Here is an 18937-nt window from a genome sequence, read left to right as displayed (position 1 = left end):
ATGAAGCCGAGCCAGGTCTTCGCGCTCGCGTCTTCCGGCAGGGCCAGCGCCTCGCTCGTGATGGCGTCTCCGTTCACGGCGTTGTCGCTCTTGGTGCTTCTTGCAGCGCATGGCGGCGCGAGAGATCGAGCGCGCGGTCCTCGGCGCGGATGCGAATGAAAAGCACAATCGCATTGAGCGTCGTGAACAGCACGGCGAGTTCGGGAAGATGCAGCATCAACGGCAGAACGGCGATCTCGCCGGCCACAACGGCATAGTTGGGGTGGCGGAGATAGCGATAGGGACCGCCCGCGACCAGCGGCGCGTTCGGCAGCACGACGATGCGCGTGGTCCAGCGCGGGCCGAGCGTCATCATCACCCAGGCGCGCAAGACCTGAAGCGCAAGATAGGCGGCAAGTGCGGCAAGATTGACCGACTGGTCGTGTCCGAAGACCCAGAGCGCGGCAAGCCAGGCGCCATGCACGGCGACCATCAGGGGGTAGTGCTGCGGCGCCACTTCGATGGCGCCCTGCGCCACCAACTTTCTCGTGTTGTGCCGGGAAAGGATCAACTCGGCGCCGCGCTGGGCGGTCACCAGAGCAAGGAGGATCGCAGTCGCCGTCACGCCGCGCGCCGCAGCGAGACACAGCTCGCGGTAAAGCCGGGGCCGAGCGCTGTCAGTAGCGAGCGGTGGGCTAAGCCTTTCGCGAGGTTGCGTTCGAGGATGAACAGCAAGGTCGGCGCCGACATGTTGCCGTAGTCGGCGATCACGGCCCGCTCATGCTCCAGCGTGCCCTGGTGGAGCGACAGCGCCGTTTCGATCGCGTCGATCACCTTGGCGCCACCGGGATGAAAGATGAGTTTGTCGTAGTCGGCGATCTTGCGATCCATGCGCGCCAGGATCTGCGTCAGCGCCGGCTTCAGTTCGGACGTGACGAACTCGGGTATGGTGCGGCGAAGGATCACGCCAAAGCCCAGGGGATCGATGTTCCATCCCATGACGTCCAGCGTATCCGGCCAAAGATGCTCGCCGACCGCCTCGATCAGCGTCTCGCCGCCGTCGCCTGCGCGCAGCACGATCGCCGCCGCGCCGTCGCCGAACAGGCTGGTGGCGATGATGTTGGCCTTGGAGAGTTCGTCGAGCCGAAGCGCCAGCGTGCAGAGCTCGACCGTCACCATCAACACGTTGGTGCCGGGGCGCGACTGCGCCAGGCGGGAGGCAATCGACAGGCCGGAGGCGCCACCGGCGCAGCCGAGCCCGAACACCGGCACACGCGAGACGTCCGAACGGAAGCCCATGCGTTTTGCGATCCGCGCATCGAGGCTTGGCGTCGCAATGCCGGTCGAACAGACCGTGACCACGGTGTCGACGTCGGCGGCCGCGAGGTGGGCCTTGGCCAACGCGCCGGTTGCGGCTTCGATGAACAGCGCTTCCGCGCCCTCGAAGAAGGCCTCCGTCCGCTCTGGCCAGCCGCGCTGGGTCAGGTACCAGTCGAACGGCTTGACGCCATGGCGCTTGATGATTCCGGTGTTGGCAAAAATGCTGGCGAAGCGGCCGTAGTCGGGAAAGCGGCTGCCGAAGACCTCCCAGGCGGCGTCGAGAATATCCTTCTGCGGGAAGATGTGGGGAGGGACCGAGGTCGAAAGCGAGAGCAGCGCGGCCTCGGGCGGCACCTTGGGCATGGACAGGTCTTCCGTGTGGTTTTACGTAATGGTGGAAACAGCGGCGGCGACGGTTTATTTCGGAGCTTTCGGTACAAGGCGTCACATAAAAGTGAGTTTTTCATGGGCGTTCGACCATTGAGGCCGACATCGACGGAAGCGGCCTCAACGATGGGAACGTGCGCCGGGCGCATGTGTTGTGAAGCGTGTCTGCTCGATTGCTGATTGTTGCCGCAACGCGACGTGGGGTTTCAATGCCGGAATCCTTCTGCCCGCTTCGACGCTTGCACGCGCTTCAAGCGTTTTGCCGCAGGAAAAAGCTGCAATTCGGCCATTGCGTCTGTCGCCGGTATCCAAGCAGCCTTGCCCGAGGGGTTGTTCCTTGGCATACTTTCCACCCGGGCGAGGCGTGTTTGGCTCCCATTGCCGACATCATCTTGCCCACATCACCGCTAAAGGCGCGAGATGAAAAACCGCACATCTGTATTGGAAGTCAGCGCCACGCTCGGTTACCCATCGAACGAGACCGTCCAAGGTTTGAGGCTATGGAAGGCTTTCGTCAAGCTTTCGCCGGCGCAGCGCGCAGAGGTGCTCAACTGGGTTGAGCATCTGGCCACTGACCCCGCGCCGCTTCCCGGCGGCATGGACGGCGGCTTCAACTCGCGCTGAGCCCATTTTGCGGAGCCACGTTTCGAACTTCGGAATCAAAGGAGCACTAGCCAATTATATGATTCTAGTGCGGTTTAGAATTTGAAGCTCCTATGACGAGATTACCGCGAAACTGATAGGAACTTCAAATTCACCGCACTAGCCAGCGTTTGCCGTAGGGTTGGACCTGTGCAGCCGCATTGACCGGCCTGTGGGCGCAACCCACATTGCGCCGGCAGGAGCAGGCCATGTCCGGTGATCCCCGCAACCCGAAGTCCGACAAGCCAATCGCGCGCGACCGCGCAGGCAATCCGTTGCCGGAGCGGCCACCGTCGACGTCCGAGGACATTGCCGCCTTTGTCGCCAGGGCAAAGGCGATGTCGCCCTTCGCACCGGGCAACAAGGGCCGGCTCATCTTCGCGCTCGACGCTACGATGAGCCGCCAGCCGACGTGGGACATGGCGTGCGCCCTGCAAGCCGACATGTTTCGCGAAGCTGCCTTGCTCGGCAGCCTCGATATTCGGCTGGTCTACTATCGCGGCTTCGATGAATGCCGCGCTTCGGGCTGGATTTCCGACAGCGCCACATTGGCGCGGCTGATGGGCAAGATCGATTGCCGCGGCGGCAACACCCAGATCGGCAAGGTGTTGTCGGAGGCACGGCGAGAGGCCGTCGCTTCCGGGGTGCGGGCCGTTGTGTTCGTCGGCGATGCCATGGAGGAAGGCGTCGATGACCTCTGCGTAAAAGCCGGTGAGCTCGGTTTGCTCAAGGTGCCGGTCTTCATGTTTCAGGAAGGGCACGACGCCGCGGTCGAGCGGGCGTTTCGCGAAATCGCGCGGCTCACCGGAGGGGCGTGGTCGCGATTCGATCCGGGCGCAGCCGCCCAGTTGCGGGAGCTTTTGCGCGCGGCCGCCGCCTATGCCGCGGGAGGACGCGAGGCACTGCTCAAGCTTTCACGAAACGACCGCGGTGCGGCCAATCTGCTCGGTCAGATGAAGTGACTCTCCTCACGCCGCCGTTGCCGTCTTGGCCAGCTCTTCGAGGAGTGCTGCCAGCTTGCCGACTACGGCTTCCACGCCGCTCAGGCCGTGCCGTGCGGCGAGCCACGCCGGATCGTTCCACGAAAGCCAGGTTTCACCCGACGCGTCCTGCCAGACCAGCGCCTTGAGGGGCAGGTCGATTCCAACGGTTTGGACGGCCTGCATCAGCGGCGTTCCGCCCTTGGCATTTCCAAAGATCAGGACTTCCGTCGGCCGCAACGAAAGGCCGGCTGCGGACGCACCGCCGGCATGATCGATCCGGGCGAAGACCGTCAACCCCTTGGCTTTCACGGCGCTTTCAAGCCGCGCCATGGTCTCGTTCGGTCCATGACTGCTTTTGATGGTCGTCAAACCCTGGACCGTCATGTTGCCCTCCCGCAGAAATTCCAGCACGCTGAAAATGATAATTTCAGGGAAGCGCAGCGCCAAAGCGTTTTTTGACGATCCGATGGCCGGTCGGACTCGTCACGCTTTTTTCGCGCGGTGCAATTGCTATATGGAGAACCATGCCCACCCTGGTCGCAGGCGCCGTCGCCGTCATCATACTTTATTTGCTGCTGCAGATGTTTCGCGCGGCCAATCCGGCCGTGCTGGCGCGCGCCGTCAAGATCGGCGGCGGCATACTTGCGCTTGCGGTTGCGGCTTTCACCGGGCTCAAGGGCGAACTCGCGGTCGCCGTACCGCTTGGCATCTTTGGCGCCGGGTTACTCGGATGGGCGCCGCTCGGCTCGCAAGGGTTTGGGCCAATTGGCGGACTTTTTGGCGTCGGAGGCGGGCAGCGGTCACGCGGCCAGGCCTCGCGCGTCCGCTCCCGGTTTTTCGAGATGGCGTTAGATCACGATACCGGGGCGCTGACGGGGACGATCGTTTCCGGCCGGAATGCCGGACGCTCGCTGGAGGATTTCGACCTTCCGGCGTTGCTTGCAATGTTCGGTGAGTTGGACGCCGAGAGCGTGCCGTTACTTGAAAGCTATCTGGACCGCCGGTTTCCCGCCTGGCGTCAGAACGCGCAAGGCGATGCGGCAGGGCGGCAACGCCGTGCGGCGGCGAGCAGCAAAATGACGGACGAGGAGGCCTATCAGATCCTTGGCCTGAAGCCGGGGGCGGGACGCGAGGAGATCGGCCGTGCCCACCGTATGCTCATGAAGAAACTTCATCCCGACCAGGGGGGGTCGACGTACCTCGCGGCCCGTGTAAACGAGGCCAAAGAGGTTTTGCTTCGCACGCATCGCAACTAACTCCGGAACGCCATCAAACGCTGAACGCCTTTGAGCCGCCACCTTCCATCCATCAGACGCCGTTACCGCCCGCCGTTACCCGGCGTGACCGATTTTGCTTAAGGTCTAACCGCAAAATCTTGACGAGAGGTTGCAAACGAAACGGGCGGCCCCTTAAGGCGGCCGCCCGTTTGCAGGGAATTGGCTGTCTGCTGTCTTAGTTGTGAACCGTCATGCAGGAGATGTCGCTGCGCTTGAGCGTGCGACAGACGGCTTCCGCCTGGTCGCGGTCAAGGCCGGCAAAACGGGCCCGAACCAGGGTACGATCGCCTTTGGCGACGACCGTCTCAGTGAAAGGATCGGCCTTGTTGAGCAGGCCATGGGCATGGTCGCGGGCCGCCTCGATCCGCTTTTGCGCCTCGCTCTCGCTTTCAAGCGCGCCGACCTGAACAATCCATCCGGTATGGACGGTTTCGGGCTTGGCAGACGGCTGCTGGGCAGGTTCGGCGTGGGCCAATGTCTGCGAGGGCGATGGGGAAGCGACGCTGGAGGCCGGCAGCACGCCCAAGATACCGTTGCCGGTGCCGTGGCCGAGGGGCTGCGGGGGCAGTTCTGCCTTTGCGACCACCGCTTTGGAGGTTTCCGCAACGTCGGATCGTGCCGGGATCGTGCTGGTGATGGGCGGGGCGGGCTGGGCAGGACCGGCGGAGGCCAGTCTGACCTGACCAGCCTTGATCTGAACCGTCTTCACCCTGACCGGCTTCATCGGTTCGGACGAACCGGGGATCGCGGCGATCGGCTGGGTCTGGATAACGCCGCTGGTCAAGGGGGCAGGCTCGGTCCGGGCCTGTTCTGCCCTGGACCCAGACTTTAGCGACGATGCGTCGGCTGTCGCCCTCGACATCAGGGAAGCTGCAGCCGCAGGCCGCGGCGCCGCAGGCGTGATCGAAACCGAAGCCGGCTGGCTAGGTGCAGGCGCAAGCGCCGCGGTCGGGGCGTCCGACGCGGAGGCCGCATCCTCGTCGTCGCTGTTCGCAACTTGAACGTTGGGCCCGGACGGATTGTGCTCGGTGATCGCGGCGACCGTGCGGTGGGTCGCGCCCTTATCAAGATTTTCGGCGAGAAGATTGCGCATTATGGCATCGCGAGAGCCGGCGCTGTGGCCGCCCATTACCACGCCAACCAGATGGCGATTGCCTCTGCGGATCGAAGTGACGAGATTGAAGCCGGAAGAGCGCGTGTAGCCGGTCTTGATACCGTCGACGCCTTCAACCGAACCCAACAGATGGTTGTGGTTGGCGATCGAATGGCCGCGGAAGGTGAACGATACGGTCGAGAAATAGCGATAGTAGCGCGGGAAGCGATCCTGAATGGCGCGGCCGAGCGTTGCCTGATCGCGCGCGGTCGTTACCTGCGCGTCATCGGGAAGCCCTGAGGCATTGACGTAGGTGGTATGGGTCATACCGAGCGCATGGGCCTTGCGCGTCATCAACTTGCAGAAATCTTCCTCGCTGCCGCCGAGTGCCTCGGCGATCACCACAGCGGCATCGTTGGCGGAACGCGTCACCAGTCCCTTGATCGCATCCTCGACGCGGATGGTCTGGCCCGGCAGCAATCCAAGCTTGGTCGGGTCCTGTTCGGACGCACGTCTGGAAACGGGCAGTTCAGTGTCGAGCTTGATCTTGCCGGCGTCGAGGCGCTCGAACAGCAGATAAAGCGTCATGATTTTGGTGAGCGACGCGGGATGGCGGCTCGCATCCGGATTGGTAGACGAAAGCGTCGCGCCGGAATTGGCGTCTACGATCATCTCCGAGAAGGGCGGGCCATAGCTGTCCTCCGACGCTTCCGCGTGGTGATTGCGGACGGCGTGGTGGTAGTGTCGGTAATGGCGTGCTTCGGCGATATCGGTGGTGAAGGCGACTGCGGCGGTGACCGCGACAAACCCGAAGAAGTAAACCCGCAACCCGCGCGAGGTAACCAAGTTGGTCCGAAGCATGAACTTTCCCGTCCTATTTTCTGTCTTGATCACCGCTTCGTGAGGCCAAATTATGCCCAACCGTCCGATGACCTTTCCCTGTTCAGAAGCCGACAGCGCGGTTCATTCCGCCGCTTCGGCTGACAGTCCGCCATTCTAGCTAAGACGCTGTTCATAAACAGATTTCCGAGCCGGTCCCTTACCGGACAAGCCCTAGGAATCAGGGTAGGGGGCGGGGGTTTCCAAATGATTAAGGAAGCCTTGCGGGAAAGCACCGGATTGGAAGTTTTCCAGGGGGCAATACGGGCTCTTATGCGACGCACATGCCCTTTGGATCGGCTGGCCGCGCCAGGCGAGCTGACGGGCTTGGTCGCCTGGGCCAGGTCGCCTGGTTTCGGGAACGCTGGGCCAAATCCGGGCGGGAGAACGCCGGTCGAAGCAAGGGGGTCGGGCAGTTCTGGCCGACCGTCGCGCCCGAAAATAGCCAGCTTGGAAAAGCAGCGTGAATCTCCAGAGGCCAAGCTTTGTCAAGACAGGTCTAATTGATAAACTTTGGGAACGCCGTTCGGAGAATCGGGTTTGCAGCAAGCCGAGCGGTCGCCTGGAGACTGTCAGCTGGGCGATCGCAAATATTTTCCGAGCTTGCAGGCGGATGCAGCTCGACCCATATTCTTGTTCGCGCCGCGGGCCTGGATGGGTCATGTCGGCAAGGGGCGGACGGTCAGGAGGAGTTTTCCGAATTTGGCCGAAGGCTCGTGCCGCCGGTAGAACCTCGCCCTGTCGCGTTATTCGGCTTTCGCAAGAGGACTCCAGACACCGCTGCCATGTTACGCTCGATTACCAGCCCGGATCCGCAACCGTTGTCGATCGCCTCGTTCTCTCCTCGAATGGCCAGCGATGAAAGCCGCCCTGGCGGAACCGGGGGCCCGGCAACGTCGGTTATCACCAAGGTCAAGCCGAAAACCAAGCGGCCGAACCTCTATCGTGTGCTGATTCTGAACGACGACTACACGCCGATGGAGTTTGTCGTTCACGTGCTGGAAAAATTCTTCCAGAAGGATGTCGAGGCCGCAACCAAGATTATGTTGCACGTCCATCACAACGGCATTGGCGAGTGTGGCATCTTCACCTACGAAATCGCCGAGACGAAAGTAACGCAGGTGATGGATTTTGCGCGCAAGCACCAGCATCCTCTGCAATGCGTGATGGAAAAGAAATGACGTCGCGCCAGTGGAGTGGATTTTACATTCGCTGCCCATCCCGCCGCGGATTCATCAAGCGAATGTCAAATCCAGAACTCCACTGGAAGCTTATGTTTGCTAGAGGTCCTTTAATTCTAACATTCGCGAAAGTGCCCGCCGAAAAAGGGATGCGAATGTTAGAATTGGACCACTAGCCATATCGGGAGCTGACGTATTTCAGCGTTTCATGCCCGAAAATCGGAATCGTTAACCCGCAAAATCACGGGTAAATCGGCACCTTCATGTCAGCGTGCGGGAGAACCGTGCAAGCCGGCCTTTCGCCATGATCGGGCGCAACTATATATGACAAAGGTTGTCGTTGCCTGACCAGCCAACGACGATCATGATGGCCGGGGGCCACAGAGGACGCGAATGCCGACTTTTTCCCAAAGCCTAGAACAATCCCTGCATCGTGCGCTGGCGATTGCAAACGAGCGTCATCATCAATACGCGACGCTCGAACATCTATTGCTGTCGCTGATCGATGACTCAGATGCTGCCGCCGTGATGCGCGCATGCAGCGTCGATCTCGACAAGCTGCGCACGAGCCTTGTCAATTATCTCGAGACCGAGTTTGAAAATCTGGTAACCGACGGCGCCGATGACGCCAAGCCGACCGCCGGATTCCAGCGCGTGATCCAGCGCGCCGTGATTCACGTGCAGTCTTCAGGGCGCGAAGAGGTGACCGGCGCCAACGTGCTGATCGCGATCTTCGCCGAGCGCGAAAGCCATGCAGCCTATTTCCTGCAAGAGCAGGACATGACGCGCTACGACGCGGTCAACTACATCAGCCACGGCATCGCCAAGCGGCCGGGTGTCTCGGAAGCGCGTCCCGTTCGTGGCGTCGACGAGGAGACCGAGACCAAGGGCAACGAGGACGCCAAGAAGAAGGGCGAGGCGCTCGAGACCTATTGCGTCAATCTCAACAAGAAGGCGCGCGACGGCAAGATCGATCCGGTGATCGGACGCAACGCCGAAATCAACCGCGCGATCCAGGTGCTTTGCCGCCGTCAGAAGAACAATCCGCTGTTCGTGGGCGAGGCCGGCGTCGGCAAGACCGCCATTGCGGAGGGGCTCGCCAAGCGCATTGTCGATAGCGAAGTTCCGGAAGTTTTGTCCGCGGCGACCGTGTTTTCGCTCGACATGGGCACGCTGCTCGCCGGTACGCGCTATCGCGGCGACTTCGAGGAGCGGCTGAAGCAGGTGCTCAAGGAGCTCGAGGCGCATCCGAATGCGATCCTGTTCATCGACGAAATTCACACCGTGATCGGCGCCGGCGCCACCTCGGGCGGTGCGATGGATGCGTCCAATCTGCTGAAGCCGGCGTTGGCTTCGGGCACCATCCGTTGCATGGGATCGACGACTTATAAGGAATACCGTCAGCACTTCGAGAAGGACCGTGCGCTGGTGCGCCGCTTCCAGAAGATCGATATCAATGAACCGACGGTGGAAGACGCAATTGCGATCCTCAAGGGTTTGAAGCCTTATTTCGAGGATTATCACCGGCTGAAATACACCAACGAGGCCATCGAGGCCGCGGTGCAGCTGTCGTCGCGCTACATCCATGACCGCAAGCTGCCGGACAAGGCGATCGACGTGATCGACGAATCCGGCGCGGCGCAGATGCTGGTGTCCGAGAACAAGCGCAAGAAGACGATCGGCATCAAGGAAATCGAGACGACGATCGCCACGATGGCGCGGATTCCGCCCAAGAGCGTTTCCAAGGACGATGCCGAGGTGCTCAAGCACCTCGAGCAGACCTTGAAGCGGGTGGTGTTCGGCCAGGACAGGGCGATCGAGTCCCTGTCGGCCTCGATCAAGCTGGCGCGTGCAGGCCTGCGCGAGCCGGAGAAGCCGATCGGCTGCTACCTGTTCTCGGGTCCGACCGGCGTCGGCAAAACGGAAGTGGCCAAGCAGCTGGCGGCGAGCCTCGGCGTCGAGTTGCTGCGCTTTGACATGTCCGAATATATGGAGCGGCACACCGTGTCGCGCCTGATCGGCGCGCCTCCCGGCTATGTCGGCTTCGACCAGGGAGGCTTGCTTACCGATGGCGTCGATCAGCATCCGCATTGCGTGGTGCTGCTCGACGAAATCGAGAAGGCGCATCCCGATCTCTACAACGTGCTGCTCCAGATCATGGATCACGGCCGGCTCACCGACCACAACGGCAAGCAGGTCAACTTCCGCAATGTGATCCTGATCATGACCACCAATGCAGGCGCGTCGGATCTCGCGCGTCAGGCCTTCGGTTTCACCCGCTCCAGGCGTGAAGGCGACGACCATGAGGCGATCAACCGGCAGTTCGCGCCGGAATTCCGCAACCGTCTCGATGCCATCATTTCGTTCGCGCACCTCAATGCGGATGTGATCGGCATGGTGGTGGAGAAGTTCGTGCTTCAGCTCGAAGCGCAGCTTGCCGATCGCGATGTCACGATCGAACTGTCCGAGCCCGCCAAGGCCTGGCTGATTCAGAATGGCTATGACGAGCAAATGGGTGCGCGGCCGATGGCGCGCGTGATCCAGGAGCATATCAAGAAGCCGCTGGCCGACGAGGTTCTGTTCGGCAAGCTCAAGGGCGGCGGCCATGTGCGTGTCGTGCTGGTCAAGGACGAGGCGACGTCCCAGGACAAGATCGGCTTCGAGTTTGTCGATGGACCGGTCACGCCGAAGCCCGAGAAACTGCCCGGCGCGCGCAAGCGCACCGTGCTGCGTAAGCCAAAGCCGAGTGGTCCCGGGGGGGGCGGCGGCGGGTCGAAGGGCCCGGCCTCGCGAGGCCCGCTGGTGAAAGCTTAGGGCAGGCGACATGAAGATAGAGAAAGGCCGGCGCATCGCGCCGGCCTTTTTGCTAGAAACAAGGCCAGCCGGAAAGCGGCGCGGGGAGGCCGATATGATCATCGAAAATCAAGCCATGGTGACAAAGGCGGTCGAACAGGCCATGTCCCGCGTCGAGGATCCGCGCTCACGCGAAATCCTGTTGGCGCTGGTGCGGCATCTCCACGGATTTGTACGTGAGGTGCGTTTGACCGAACGCGAGTTTGGCGATGCAGTTCGGCTGATTGCGGCGATGGGGCAGAAGACGACCGCCTCGCACAACGAGGTGATGCTGATGGCGGGTTCGCTCGGCGTGTCGCCATTGGTCTGCCTGCTCAACAACGGCAATCAGGGACAGACGGAAACCCAGGCCAACATGCTGGGGCCGTTCTGGCGCGACGATCAGCCGATGGCTGCGAGCGGCTCCTCGCTTGTGCGCTCGCCAACGCCGGGCGAGGGCCTGTGCGTTGCGGTTTCGCTCGTGGACACCAGCGGCAATCCGGTTGCAGGCGCCGAAATCGATGTCTGGCATTCCTCGCCAGAGGGACTTTATGAGAACCAGGACGCCAAGCAGGCCGAGATGAACCTGCGCGGCCGCTTCGTTTCCGACCAAAGCGGCCGGTTCACCTTCACGAGCGTCAAGCCGGCCGGCTATCCAATTCCGGTCGACGGACCGGTTGGCAATCTGGTGCGTGCCACGCGCCGCCACAACTTTCGTCCGGCGCATCTGCACTTCATGGTCTTCAAGCCCGGCTTCAAGACGTTGATCTCGCAGGTCTACTCACCGGACGATCCGAACATCGACTCGGATGTCCAGTTCGGTGTGACGCGGGCGCTGATCGGGAACTACGTTCGCCACGACAAGCCCACCGACGAGTTCGGCTTCGCGGCGCCCTGGTATTCGCTCGATCAGCACTTCGTGCTGGAAGCAGGCGAGGCGCGGCGGCCGATCGCGCCAATCCACGGCAAGGTTGAGGCGTCTGACCTCAGCCTTCGCCGATCAATTCCTTGATGCGCCGCTGCAGCTGGCGCTTCTTCTTCTCGCTCTTGCGCAAGCGTTCAGCGAGGTCGGAGCCGGGCAGCTCGAAGGAGTGCTCGGTGTTGAACGCCACGCCGGCGAAATTGTCGCGCAGCCAGATGACCCGCGCCATGAACGAGCGGCCTTTGCGCGCGATGGTCAGGTGCAACGAGTTCTTGGGAAGACGGACGGTATTGCCGAATTCGAGGTGTGCGCCGTTTTCCGAGATGTCGCGGATCACACAATCCCGGGACGCGCCATTTTCGGCAATCTCGGCGGTGCCGCCGTAAATCACCTTGTCGCGTGGGGCCTGGCGTCGCTCAACCATCAAAAAGCTCCTAAAAAACGGGCAGACTTTTACGCGGCTTTGGCGGTAGCGGAAGGCCATCGCGGCCAAAAAGCCGCGTTAACGTAAATCAATATTGCGAAGATTGAGCCCTCACCGCGGGTATGCAGGCAATTTAGGCAGCGGTGTCCCGCAATGTCCGCGCGATTTGCTTCTGGGCGTCGAATTCGCGTCGGCGCCGGGCGAGCTCCTCGGCGCTCAAGGCCGCCACGTTGTTGTAGTCGCGTTTCCAGGAGGGGTCCGCACTCCAGCGCAGCGGCGACTGCACCGTGGTCTGGGCCGACGGTGCCGTCTCCAGAACGCGCAGGGCGAGTTCGAGCGTGAAGGCCTGCGACGCGACGTCGTGCGGCTTTCCGGCAGAGTTGCCAAGCGGGAAATCCGAGAACAGGAAGCGGGGTACCGCCGCGTGCTCGACGATATCCTTGGCGCATCCCATCACGACGGTCGGGATACCGTTCGCTTCGAGATGCCGGGCGACCAGGCTGACGGTCTGGTGGCAGACCGGACAGTTCGGTACCAGCACCGCTGCATCGACGCGATCGGCCTGGCAGCGGACGAGAATTTCCGGCGCGTCGGTCTCGATCGTCGCGCGCTGGCTGCGGTTGGTCGGCGCGCCGAAAAAGCGCGGAGCCACTTCGCCGATCCGCTTTTCGGAGGCCAGGCGTAGCAGCTGCGGCAGCGGAAACCAGCTGCCGCTATCCTCGGCCGAGGTGTGCACGCGGTCATAGGCGATGTGCGAGATCCGCAAATCATGCGTCCGGGAAGTATCGCCGTCGTAGACGGAATAGAACTTCGCGCCACTGTTGTATTTGGCGCCAGGACCCTGGTCGCCTTTCGCGGGATCGAACGGTGCCGCGGTCGTTATGACGGTGATGCGTGACTGCGCGAGGGGCTTGCGCAGCGGTTGAAACGGCGCACCGACATAATGCGCCCAGCGATAGGGCGTGGTGTAGCCGATTGCGGCGTAATATTCCCGCGTGCGCGCCATATAGGGGATCGGCGCATCGTCGTCGGGCGCGAAGCCAGTACGGTCGTCGGAAACGGTCGTCATCGGGAACGCTCTCTTCAAGCCGCCATCTTGGAACGATAGCTAAACGGCGGGCGTAAGGTGTCAAGGCGCTTTACTTCCAAGGCAGGACTGCAATGCACGGGTTCAACGGCTCCTCTATTTGGGTCTCCGTCGCTACCGCGATGCTCTTCTGCGGCATCGGCGCCGCAGTCGCGCAGGAGACTCAATCCGAGAACGATCGCTTCGGAATAGCGATCCCGAGCGTCGAAGAACTCGCGATCCCGCCGGCGCCGGAAAAGCCGGCCGATCCCAACACGCGGGAAGCCATGTGTCTGATGATCGAGGCGGCGGCGAGGGCCAATAACCTGCCGCTCGAGTTCTTTGCCCGCGTCATCTGGCAAGAAAGCCGCTTTCAGCCCGACGCCATCGGACCGATGACCCGCGGCGGTGAGCGCGCGCAGGGCATCGCGCAGTTCATGCCGGGAACGGCAAGCGAGCGCCGCTTGCTCGATCCGTTCGATCCCGTGCAGGCGCTGCCGAAGTCGGCCGAATTCCTTAGCCAGTTGCGTAGTCAGTTTGGCAATCTCGGGCTCGCGGCGGCCGCCTACAATGCGGGGCCGCGGCGGGTGCAGGAATGGCTAGCCGGCGGCGGATCGATGCCACAGGAGACGCGGCATTATGTTTCGGTGATTACCGGCGCCACGGTCGAGGAATGGCAATCGGCCGGCCGGGGCGGGCAAGTGTCTGACCGTGGGGCCGCGCATACCACCTGCCGGGACCTGATGGCGCTGCTCAAGCGCGCTCCGAATTATTTCGTCAGCCGGCTGGAAGAGAACGTTCAGTTCGGTGCAGCCAAGCCGTGGGGCGTGCAGCTAGCCGGAGGATTCAATCGTGATCTGGCGATGGCGATGTATTCGCGCGCGATGGCGAAATTACGCGGCGTGATCGGCGACCAGTCGCCGAGCTTGCTCAGTTCGCAGAATCACAGCCGCGGCATGCGGACGTTCTACCAGGTGCGCATCGGCGCCGAGACGCGGCCGGAGGCTGACAACCTCTGTAACCGCATCCGCCGCGCCGGCGGCGCATGTTTCGTGCTGAGGAACGTGGGGATGCGGGGGTAAGCGGCGCATGACAGCCTTGAACTTCGGCGAGGTTGACGGCCACACGGTTCGTCCGCGTTATGGCCAGCGCCGATTCACCTTAACGCCAATCTTTCATGTCATTTCCGCCGCTCGATTCACCCCAATGGCACCGGCCATTACGTGCGTTTGCGTTGGGGATGGCCGCGGTTCGCTTCACCATTCTGTCGCTGGTGCTTTTCGTCACCTATGTCGGCATCGGCGCGCTCGCCCACGACACGCATTTCTCGCTGGCCTGGGCCATACTGGCGACCCTTCTGGTCTGGGCCGGACCTGCGCAGATCATCCTGATCTCGACGCTTTCCTCCGGCGCGTCCATCGTGCAAGCGGCGATCGCGGTGACCGTGAGCGCGGTCCGGCTGTTTCCGATGGTGGTCGCAGTGCTGCCCATGATGCGCACGCCGCAAACCAGGCAGCGTCAGCTCGCGCTGGTCGCGCATTTTACGGCGGTGACGCTCTGGGTCGAGTGCTACCGCTTCCTGCCGCATGTGCCGCGCGACCGCCGCATGGCCTTTGTGCAGGGGCTTGGCAGCGGGCTCGCGCTGATCGGTCTGGTGGCGACCGCGATCGGTTATGAGCTGGCGGCAAACCTGACCCAGACATTTGCTTCCGCGATCTTGCTGCTGACGCCGCTATCGTTTCTGTTTTCGACCGCCCGCAACTCCCGGGGGCTTGCGGACGTGCTGGCGCTGGGCCTCGGGCTTGCGTTTTATCCATTGGCTTCGCTGCTCAACAGCGGCATCGATATCCTGATCAGCGGAGTTGCCGCCGGCACGATCGCCTTTGGCGTCCACAAATGGCGGGAGAGGTCATGAGCGACTTCCTGCTCAATTTTGTCGGCGACTGGCACGCACTCGTGGTGTTGTTGCTGGCGGGCGTATTCCCCAACCAGATCTGGCGCATGCTCGGCCTGTGGCTCGGCAGCGGAATCGACGAGGGTTCCGATCTCCTGATGTGGATCAAGGCAGTGGCTACAGCGATCCTCGCAGGCGTTATCGCGGAGATTTTGGTGCGGCCGCCGGGCGCGCTCGCAAGCGTCCCGGACGTCCTGCGCTATGGCGCGGTGGTGGTGGGCTTTGTCGTGTTCGCGCTGACGCGGCGGTCGATCTTCGCGGGCGTCGTATCCGGTGAACTTGTGATGCTGGCCGGCAAATGGTGGCTTGGCTGACCCCGACATTGCTGGTTTGATGATCCCGCTAGTGGAGCGGATTTGACATTCGCTACCCATCTAGCCGCCAGTTCGGAAAGCGAATGTCAAATCCTAAACTCCACTAGAAACATATATTTGCTAGTGGTCCTTTGATTCTAACATTCGCAAAAATGTCCGCTGAGAAGGGATGCGAATGTTAGAATCGGACCACTAGCACCATGACGCTTGCGGAGGAAACGAGAATGGGCCCACCTCTCAAGTCGGCCTTGATCGCTGGACTTGTCGGTATGGCGGCCCTCTTCGCAGCAACGCGCGGCGAGACGGCCGAGTTTCCGACGCGGCCCATTCGCCTCGTGGTTCCCTATTCTGCCGGCGGTCCGACCGACGTCGTCGGGCGGGCGGTTGCGGATTATCTCGCCAGGGACCTCAAGCAGGCAACGTTCGTCGAGAACAAGGGCGGCGCCCAGGGCGCGATCGGTGCCGAAGCGGTCGCGCGCGGCGATGCCGACGGGTACACGCTCCTGGTCGTGTCGGGCTCGATGTTTGTGCTTAATCCCATGCTCTACAAGAAGCTCGCCTACGATCCCGATCGGGATTTTCGGACGCTGGCGATTGTCACGGAGGATCCGCTCGTCATGGAGATCCATTCCTCCGTGCCGGCCAAGTCCGTTGCGGAGTTTGTGGCTTACGCCAAACAGCATCCGGGGAAGCTCTCTTTCAGCTCGGCTGGAACCGGGGGCGTGATTCATCTCGCGGGCGAGATGTTCAAGCAGATGACCGGCATCGAGATGACCCATGTGCCGTACAAGGGCGCGGGCCCTGCGCTGGTCGATCTGCTGGCTGGCAACGTCCAGCTGATGTTCGATTCCTTCGGCACGGCTTTGCCCTCGGTCAAGGCTGGATCGTTGCGAGCACTCGGTGTGACGTCAGTGAAACGGCGCTCCGAACTGCCTGATGTCCCGACCATTGCGGAGAGCGGCTATCCCGACTACCTCGTCAGTGTCTGGTTCTCGATTGCCGTGCCTGCGAAGGTGCCGGAGAATGTCGCAGCCATTCTGAAAGGGAGCCTCGACCGGGCCCTCAATGATGAGGCGTTTCGTGCGACGCTTCAGAAAATCGGCTATTCGGTGAAGCGCCCGCAAAGCGCGGCCGGGATTACCGCCTTCATCGAGGCCGATCGTGCCCGGTGGTCGGCGGTGGTCAAGGCGCGGAACATTTCATTGGACTGAAATAATGACTGTGAAAGCGCAACTACGGGAAGGCGAAGTCGCCGTCGAAATGCCAGCGGCTCATGATGCCGGTCTTGTTTTTATCGGCCGCATCCGCACGCCCTGGAAATCGCACGAGCAAACGCCGCGGCAAGGCGGCCATGAGGGTCCGGTCTGCCGGCTCGAGATCTTCGAACCGTGGGTGCCGGCGCTCCACGGCGTCGATTTCTACCAGCACCTCGAAGTGATCTATTGGCTGCACCGATCGCCGCGCAATCTCGTGCTGCAGAGCCCGAAGAAAAACGGAAAGACGCGCGGCACATTCTCGTTACGCTCGCCGGTGCGGCCGAACCCAATCGGCACCTCGATCGTCAAATTCGTCGGCATCGAAGGTTCGAGCGTGTTGGTGCGAGGGCTCGATTGTCTCGATGAGACGCCGTTGATCGACCTCAAGCCCGATCGTTGCGAGTTCTCGCCGCTCGCTGCGCAACGGGGAGAGCCGGGGTATTGAGGGACCCCTTCTAAATTCAATTTCCCTTCAACGCCGCCATGAGCTTGGCGGCATTGGCCTCCAGCACCTTGCCATCTTCCTTGCGGCTGGCCGGCGGCAACAGCGCCACGCCCATCTGCCGCGGCATGACATGCATATGCAGGTGAAACACGACCTGTCCGCCGGCCGCTTCCGAAAATTGCTGGACCGTGATGCCTTGGGCATTGAACGCGGTCATCGAAGCCTTCGCGATTTTTTGCGCGACGCGCGTCACATGCGCAAGGTCATCCGGGTCGATGTCGAGGATGTTGCGGGCGGCCGCCTTCGGGATCACCAGCGTATGGCCCGGAGAGCGCGGCATGATGTCGAGAAAGGCCAGCGTGTGCTCGTCCTCATGGATCTTGTAGCAGGGGAATTCGCCGCGCAGGATCTTGGCAAACGGATTTTGCGGGTCATAGGCGGACATGAAAATCTCCTGATCTAATCGTTGTCCACAATGCCGCTGTCTTTGCGGAACGGTCCGGTCTCGGCAAGTTCGCGCCCCATCTCGGCGACATAGGCGCGCTCGCGCTTGAGATAATCGTTGATTGCATAACGCAGGCCCGGGTCGGCGATAAAGTGCGCTGAATACGTGGTCTGAGGCAGGTATCCGCGGGCGATCTTGTGCTCGCCCTGCGCGCCGGCTTCAACCGTTTTCAGGCCGTGCGCAATGGCGTAGTCGATGGCCTGATAATAGCACACCTCGAAATGCAGGAACGGATGATGTTCGACCGCGCCCCAGTTGCGGCCGAACAGCGTGTCCGAGCCGATGAAGTTGATGGCGCCCGCAATCCAGCGGCTGTCGCGCTTCGCCATGATCAGCAGCACGTCGTTCGACATGCTCTCGCCGACCAGCGAGAAGAACGAACGGGTCAAATAAGGCCGGCCCCATTTGCGCGAGCCGGTTTCCATGTAGAACGCGAAGAACGCATCCCACGCGTCCTCGGTGATGTCGCTGCCGCTCAGCGCGTGAATCGTAATTCCGCTGGCGACCGCCTCGCGCCGCTCGCGCTTGATCGCTTTCCGATGACGCGAATTCAGCGTAGCAAGGAAATCATCGAAGCTGCGGTAGTCCTGATTGCGCCAGTGGAATTGCTGGTCGGTCCGTTGCAGGAAGCCGTGCCCGGCCAAAAATTTGCACTCCGCCTCGCGCGCAAACGTCACGTGCACGGATGACGCTTCGGTGGCCTGGCACAGCCCAATCAGACCGCGCGCCAGCGCCGAGCGGATTTCGTCCTGGTTCTCATCGCCGCGGATCAGGAGGCGAGGGCCGCTTGCCGGTGTAAAGGGGACCGAGGCCTGAAGCTTCGGGTAATAACTTCCGCCCGCGCGCTCATACGCATCGGCCCAGCCACGGTCGAACACGTATTCGCCCCTCGAATGCGATTTCAGATAGCAGGGGACGATGCCGACGATTTCGCCCTCTCGCCGGGCGAGCAAATGACGCGCCCCCCAGCCGGTCCGGGCCGTCGCCGATCCGGACGCCTCGGCGGCCGCGAAAAACGCATGCGAGACAAAGGGGTTGTAGGGGTTCTTGAAGTTCTCCGGCAGTCCATCAGGGCAAGCAACTGGATTCGCGCAGGCATTCCACTCGTCAGCCGCAATCTGGCTGACGGAAGAAACCGCTTCGAGGGTGATTTCAGATGAATCCATGAACGGATTTGGCAGGCCCAAAAATCATTCCGATCAGCCATCGCCGTGGCCGTGGTGGCCATAAGATCATGCAGCGCGAGCCGGACTTCAAGGTGGCTAGTGGAGCGGATTTGACATTCGCTGCCCATCCGGCCCCGGGTTCGCCGAGCGAATATCAAATCCGAAGCTCCACTAGATGTGGGCTTTCAGGAGGTTGTCCATTCGGCCCTGACCGGGAACTCTGAAGTCGCCAAACCACCAGCGATTCGCGGAGAACCGAATGGACACCCACAAGAATGCCCCCCTGACGCCCAAAGGTCGAGAGGCCATGGT

At 62.0% G+C, this 18937-nt stretch carries 19 protein-coding genes; 11 read left to right on the top strand and 8 right to left on the bottom strand.

Translation table 11 applies throughout. The features are described 5' to 3' along the window. Nucleotides 1–73: 73 nt before the first annotated feature. Nucleotides 74–604, bottom strand: a complete 531-nt coding sequence (locus M6D32_RS20625; RefSeq protein ID WP_298259670.1) for an isoprenylcysteine carboxylmethyltransferase family protein — start codon at nucleotides 602–604, stop codon at nucleotides 74–76. Beyond that, nucleotides 601–1653 (bottom strand): type III polyketide synthase, encoded by a 1053-nt coding sequence (locus M6D32_RS20620; protein ID WP_298259737.1) that lies wholly within the window; start codon nucleotides 1651–1653, stop codon nucleotides 601–603. The genes M6D32_RS20625 and M6D32_RS20620 overlap by 4 nt, the downstream gene beginning before the upstream one ends. A 453-nt stretch (nucleotides 1654–2106) precedes the next feature. Here M6D32_RS20620 and M6D32_RS20615 point away from each other — a divergent pair, with 453 nt between their 5' ends. Together M6D32_RS20615 and M6D32_RS20610 are read left to right on the top strand one after the other, a co-directional pair. Further along, nucleotides 2107–2310, top strand: coding sequence for a hypothetical protein (locus M6D32_RS20615; RefSeq protein WP_298259668.1), 204 nt, complete (start codon nucleotides 2107–2109; stop codon nucleotides 2308–2310). 227 nt (nucleotides 2311–2537) lie between these two features. Continuing rightward, nucleotides 2538–3290 carry a VWA domain-containing protein gene (locus tag M6D32_RS20610; RefSeq protein ID WP_298259666.1) on the top strand — a complete coding sequence of 251 codons (753 nt, stop codon included), beginning with the start codon at nucleotides 2538–2540 and terminating at the stop codon, nucleotides 3288–3290. Nucleotides 3291–3296: 6 nt separating this feature from the next. On the opposite strand, the gene M6D32_RS20605 is transcribed toward M6D32_RS20610, so the two are convergent. Beyond that, entirely contained in the window at nucleotides 3297–3695 is a 399-nt protein-coding gene (locus M6D32_RS20605; protein WP_298259664.1) for a DUF302 domain-containing protein, read from the bottom strand. A gap of 140 nt (nucleotides 3696–3835) precedes the next feature. Here M6D32_RS20605 and M6D32_RS20600 point away from each other — a divergent pair, with 140 nt between their 5' ends. Then, nucleotides 3836–4567: a DnaJ domain-containing protein gene (locus M6D32_RS20600; protein ID WP_298259662.1), complete on the top strand. Its 732-nt coding sequence runs from the start codon at nucleotides 3836–3838 to the stop codon at nucleotides 4565–4567. A 196-nt stretch (nucleotides 4568–4763) separates the two neighbouring features. Here M6D32_RS20600 and M6D32_RS20595 read toward each other — a convergent pair whose 3' ends face one another. Continuing rightward, entirely contained in the window at nucleotides 4764–6542 is a 1779-nt protein-coding gene (locus tag M6D32_RS20595; protein ID WP_298259660.1) for a D-alanyl-D-alanine carboxypeptidase, read from the bottom strand. An 866-nt stretch (nucleotides 6543–7408) separates the two neighbouring features. Here M6D32_RS20595 and clpS point away from each other — a divergent pair. The 3 genes from clpS (at nucleotide 7409) to M6D32_RS20580 (ending at nucleotide 11585) form a co-directional block, all read left to right on the top strand. Further along, complete coding sequence (gene clpS / locus M6D32_RS20590; RefSeq protein ID WP_298259735.1) at nucleotides 7409–7741, top strand: ATP-dependent Clp protease adapter ClpS; 333 nt, start codon at nucleotides 7409–7411, stop codon at nucleotides 7739–7741. A 393-nt stretch (nucleotides 7742–8134) separates the two neighbouring features. Further along, nucleotides 8135–10555, top strand: a complete 2421-nt coding sequence (clpA, locus tag M6D32_RS20585) for an ATP-dependent Clp protease ATP-binding subunit ClpA (protein WP_298259658.1) — start codon at nucleotides 8135–8137, stop codon at nucleotides 10553–10555. Between the two features lie 94 nt (nucleotides 10556–10649). Next, entirely contained in the window at nucleotides 10650–11585 is a 936-nt protein-coding gene (locus M6D32_RS20580) for a dioxygenase (protein ID WP_298259656.1), read from the top strand. On the opposite strand, the gene M6D32_RS20575 is transcribed toward M6D32_RS20580, so the two are convergent. Next, on the bottom strand, nucleotides 11560–11979 hold the full coding sequence (locus M6D32_RS20575) for a PilZ domain-containing protein (RefSeq protein WP_298259733.1): 420 nt from the start codon (nucleotides 11977–11979) through the stop codon (nucleotides 11560–11562). The genes M6D32_RS20580 and M6D32_RS20575 overlap by 26 nt on opposite strands. A 73-nt stretch (nucleotides 11980–12052) precedes the next feature. Continuing rightward, nucleotides 12053–12988 (bottom strand): glycine reductase, encoded by a 936-nt coding sequence (locus M6D32_RS20570; protein ID WP_298259654.1) that lies wholly within the window; start codon nucleotides 12986–12988, stop codon nucleotides 12053–12055. A 92-nt stretch (nucleotides 12989–13080) separates the two neighbouring features. Here M6D32_RS20570 and M6D32_RS20565 point away from each other — a divergent pair, with 92 nt between their 5' ends. The 5 genes from M6D32_RS20565 to tsaA all read left to right on the top strand — a co-directional run bounded on the left by M6D32_RS20565 (nucleotide 13081) and on the right by tsaA (nucleotide 16954). Then, complete coding sequence (locus M6D32_RS20565; protein ID WP_298259652.1) at nucleotides 13081–14067, top strand: lytic transglycosylase domain-containing protein; 987 nt, start codon at nucleotides 13081–13083, stop codon at nucleotides 14065–14067. 95 nt (nucleotides 14068–14162) lie between these two features. Continuing rightward, nucleotides 14163–14900: an AzlC family ABC transporter permease gene (locus M6D32_RS20560; protein WP_298259650.1), complete on the top strand. Its 738-nt coding sequence runs from the start codon at nucleotides 14163–14165 to the stop codon at nucleotides 14898–14900. 8 nt (nucleotides 14901–14908) lie between these two features. After that, nucleotides 14909–15253, top strand: coding sequence for an AzlD domain-containing protein (locus tag M6D32_RS20555; RefSeq protein WP_298259731.1), 345 nt, complete (start codon nucleotides 14909–14911; stop codon nucleotides 15251–15253). 224 nt (nucleotides 15254–15477) lie between these two features. Next, nucleotides 15478–16464, top strand: coding sequence for a tripartite tricarboxylate transporter substrate binding protein (locus M6D32_RS20550; RefSeq protein WP_298259648.1), 987 nt, complete (start codon nucleotides 15478–15480; stop codon nucleotides 16462–16464). Between the two features lie 4 nt (nucleotides 16465–16468). Then, entirely contained in the window at nucleotides 16469–16954 is a 486-nt protein-coding gene (gene tsaA / locus M6D32_RS20545) for a tRNA (N6-threonylcarbamoyladenosine(37)-N6)-methyltransferase TrmO (protein WP_298259646.1), read from the top strand. A 16-nt stretch (nucleotides 16955–16970) separates the two neighbouring features. Here tsaA and M6D32_RS20540 read toward each other — a convergent pair whose 3' ends face one another. Together M6D32_RS20540 and M6D32_RS20535 are read right to left on the bottom strand one after the other, a co-directional pair. Beyond that, on the bottom strand, nucleotides 16971–17399 hold the full coding sequence (locus M6D32_RS20540) for an HIT family protein (RefSeq protein WP_298259644.1): 429 nt from the start codon (nucleotides 17397–17399) through the stop codon (nucleotides 16971–16973). A gap of 14 nt (nucleotides 17400–17413) precedes the next feature. Continuing rightward, nucleotides 17414–18625, bottom strand: coding sequence for a GNAT family N-acetyltransferase (locus tag M6D32_RS20535; RefSeq protein WP_298259642.1), 1212 nt, complete (start codon nucleotides 18623–18625; stop codon nucleotides 17414–17416). Nucleotides 18626–18937 lie beyond the last annotated feature (312 nt).

The sequence above is a fragment of the Bradyrhizobium sp. genome (assembly GCF_027307225.1).
In the GTDB taxonomy this organism is placed as follows: domain Bacteria; phylum Pseudomonadota; class Alphaproteobacteria; order Rhizobiales; family Xanthobacteraceae; genus Bradyrhizobium.
Note: the sequence above shows the minus strand (reverse complement) of the source record. Positions and strands in the feature narration are given on the sequence as shown.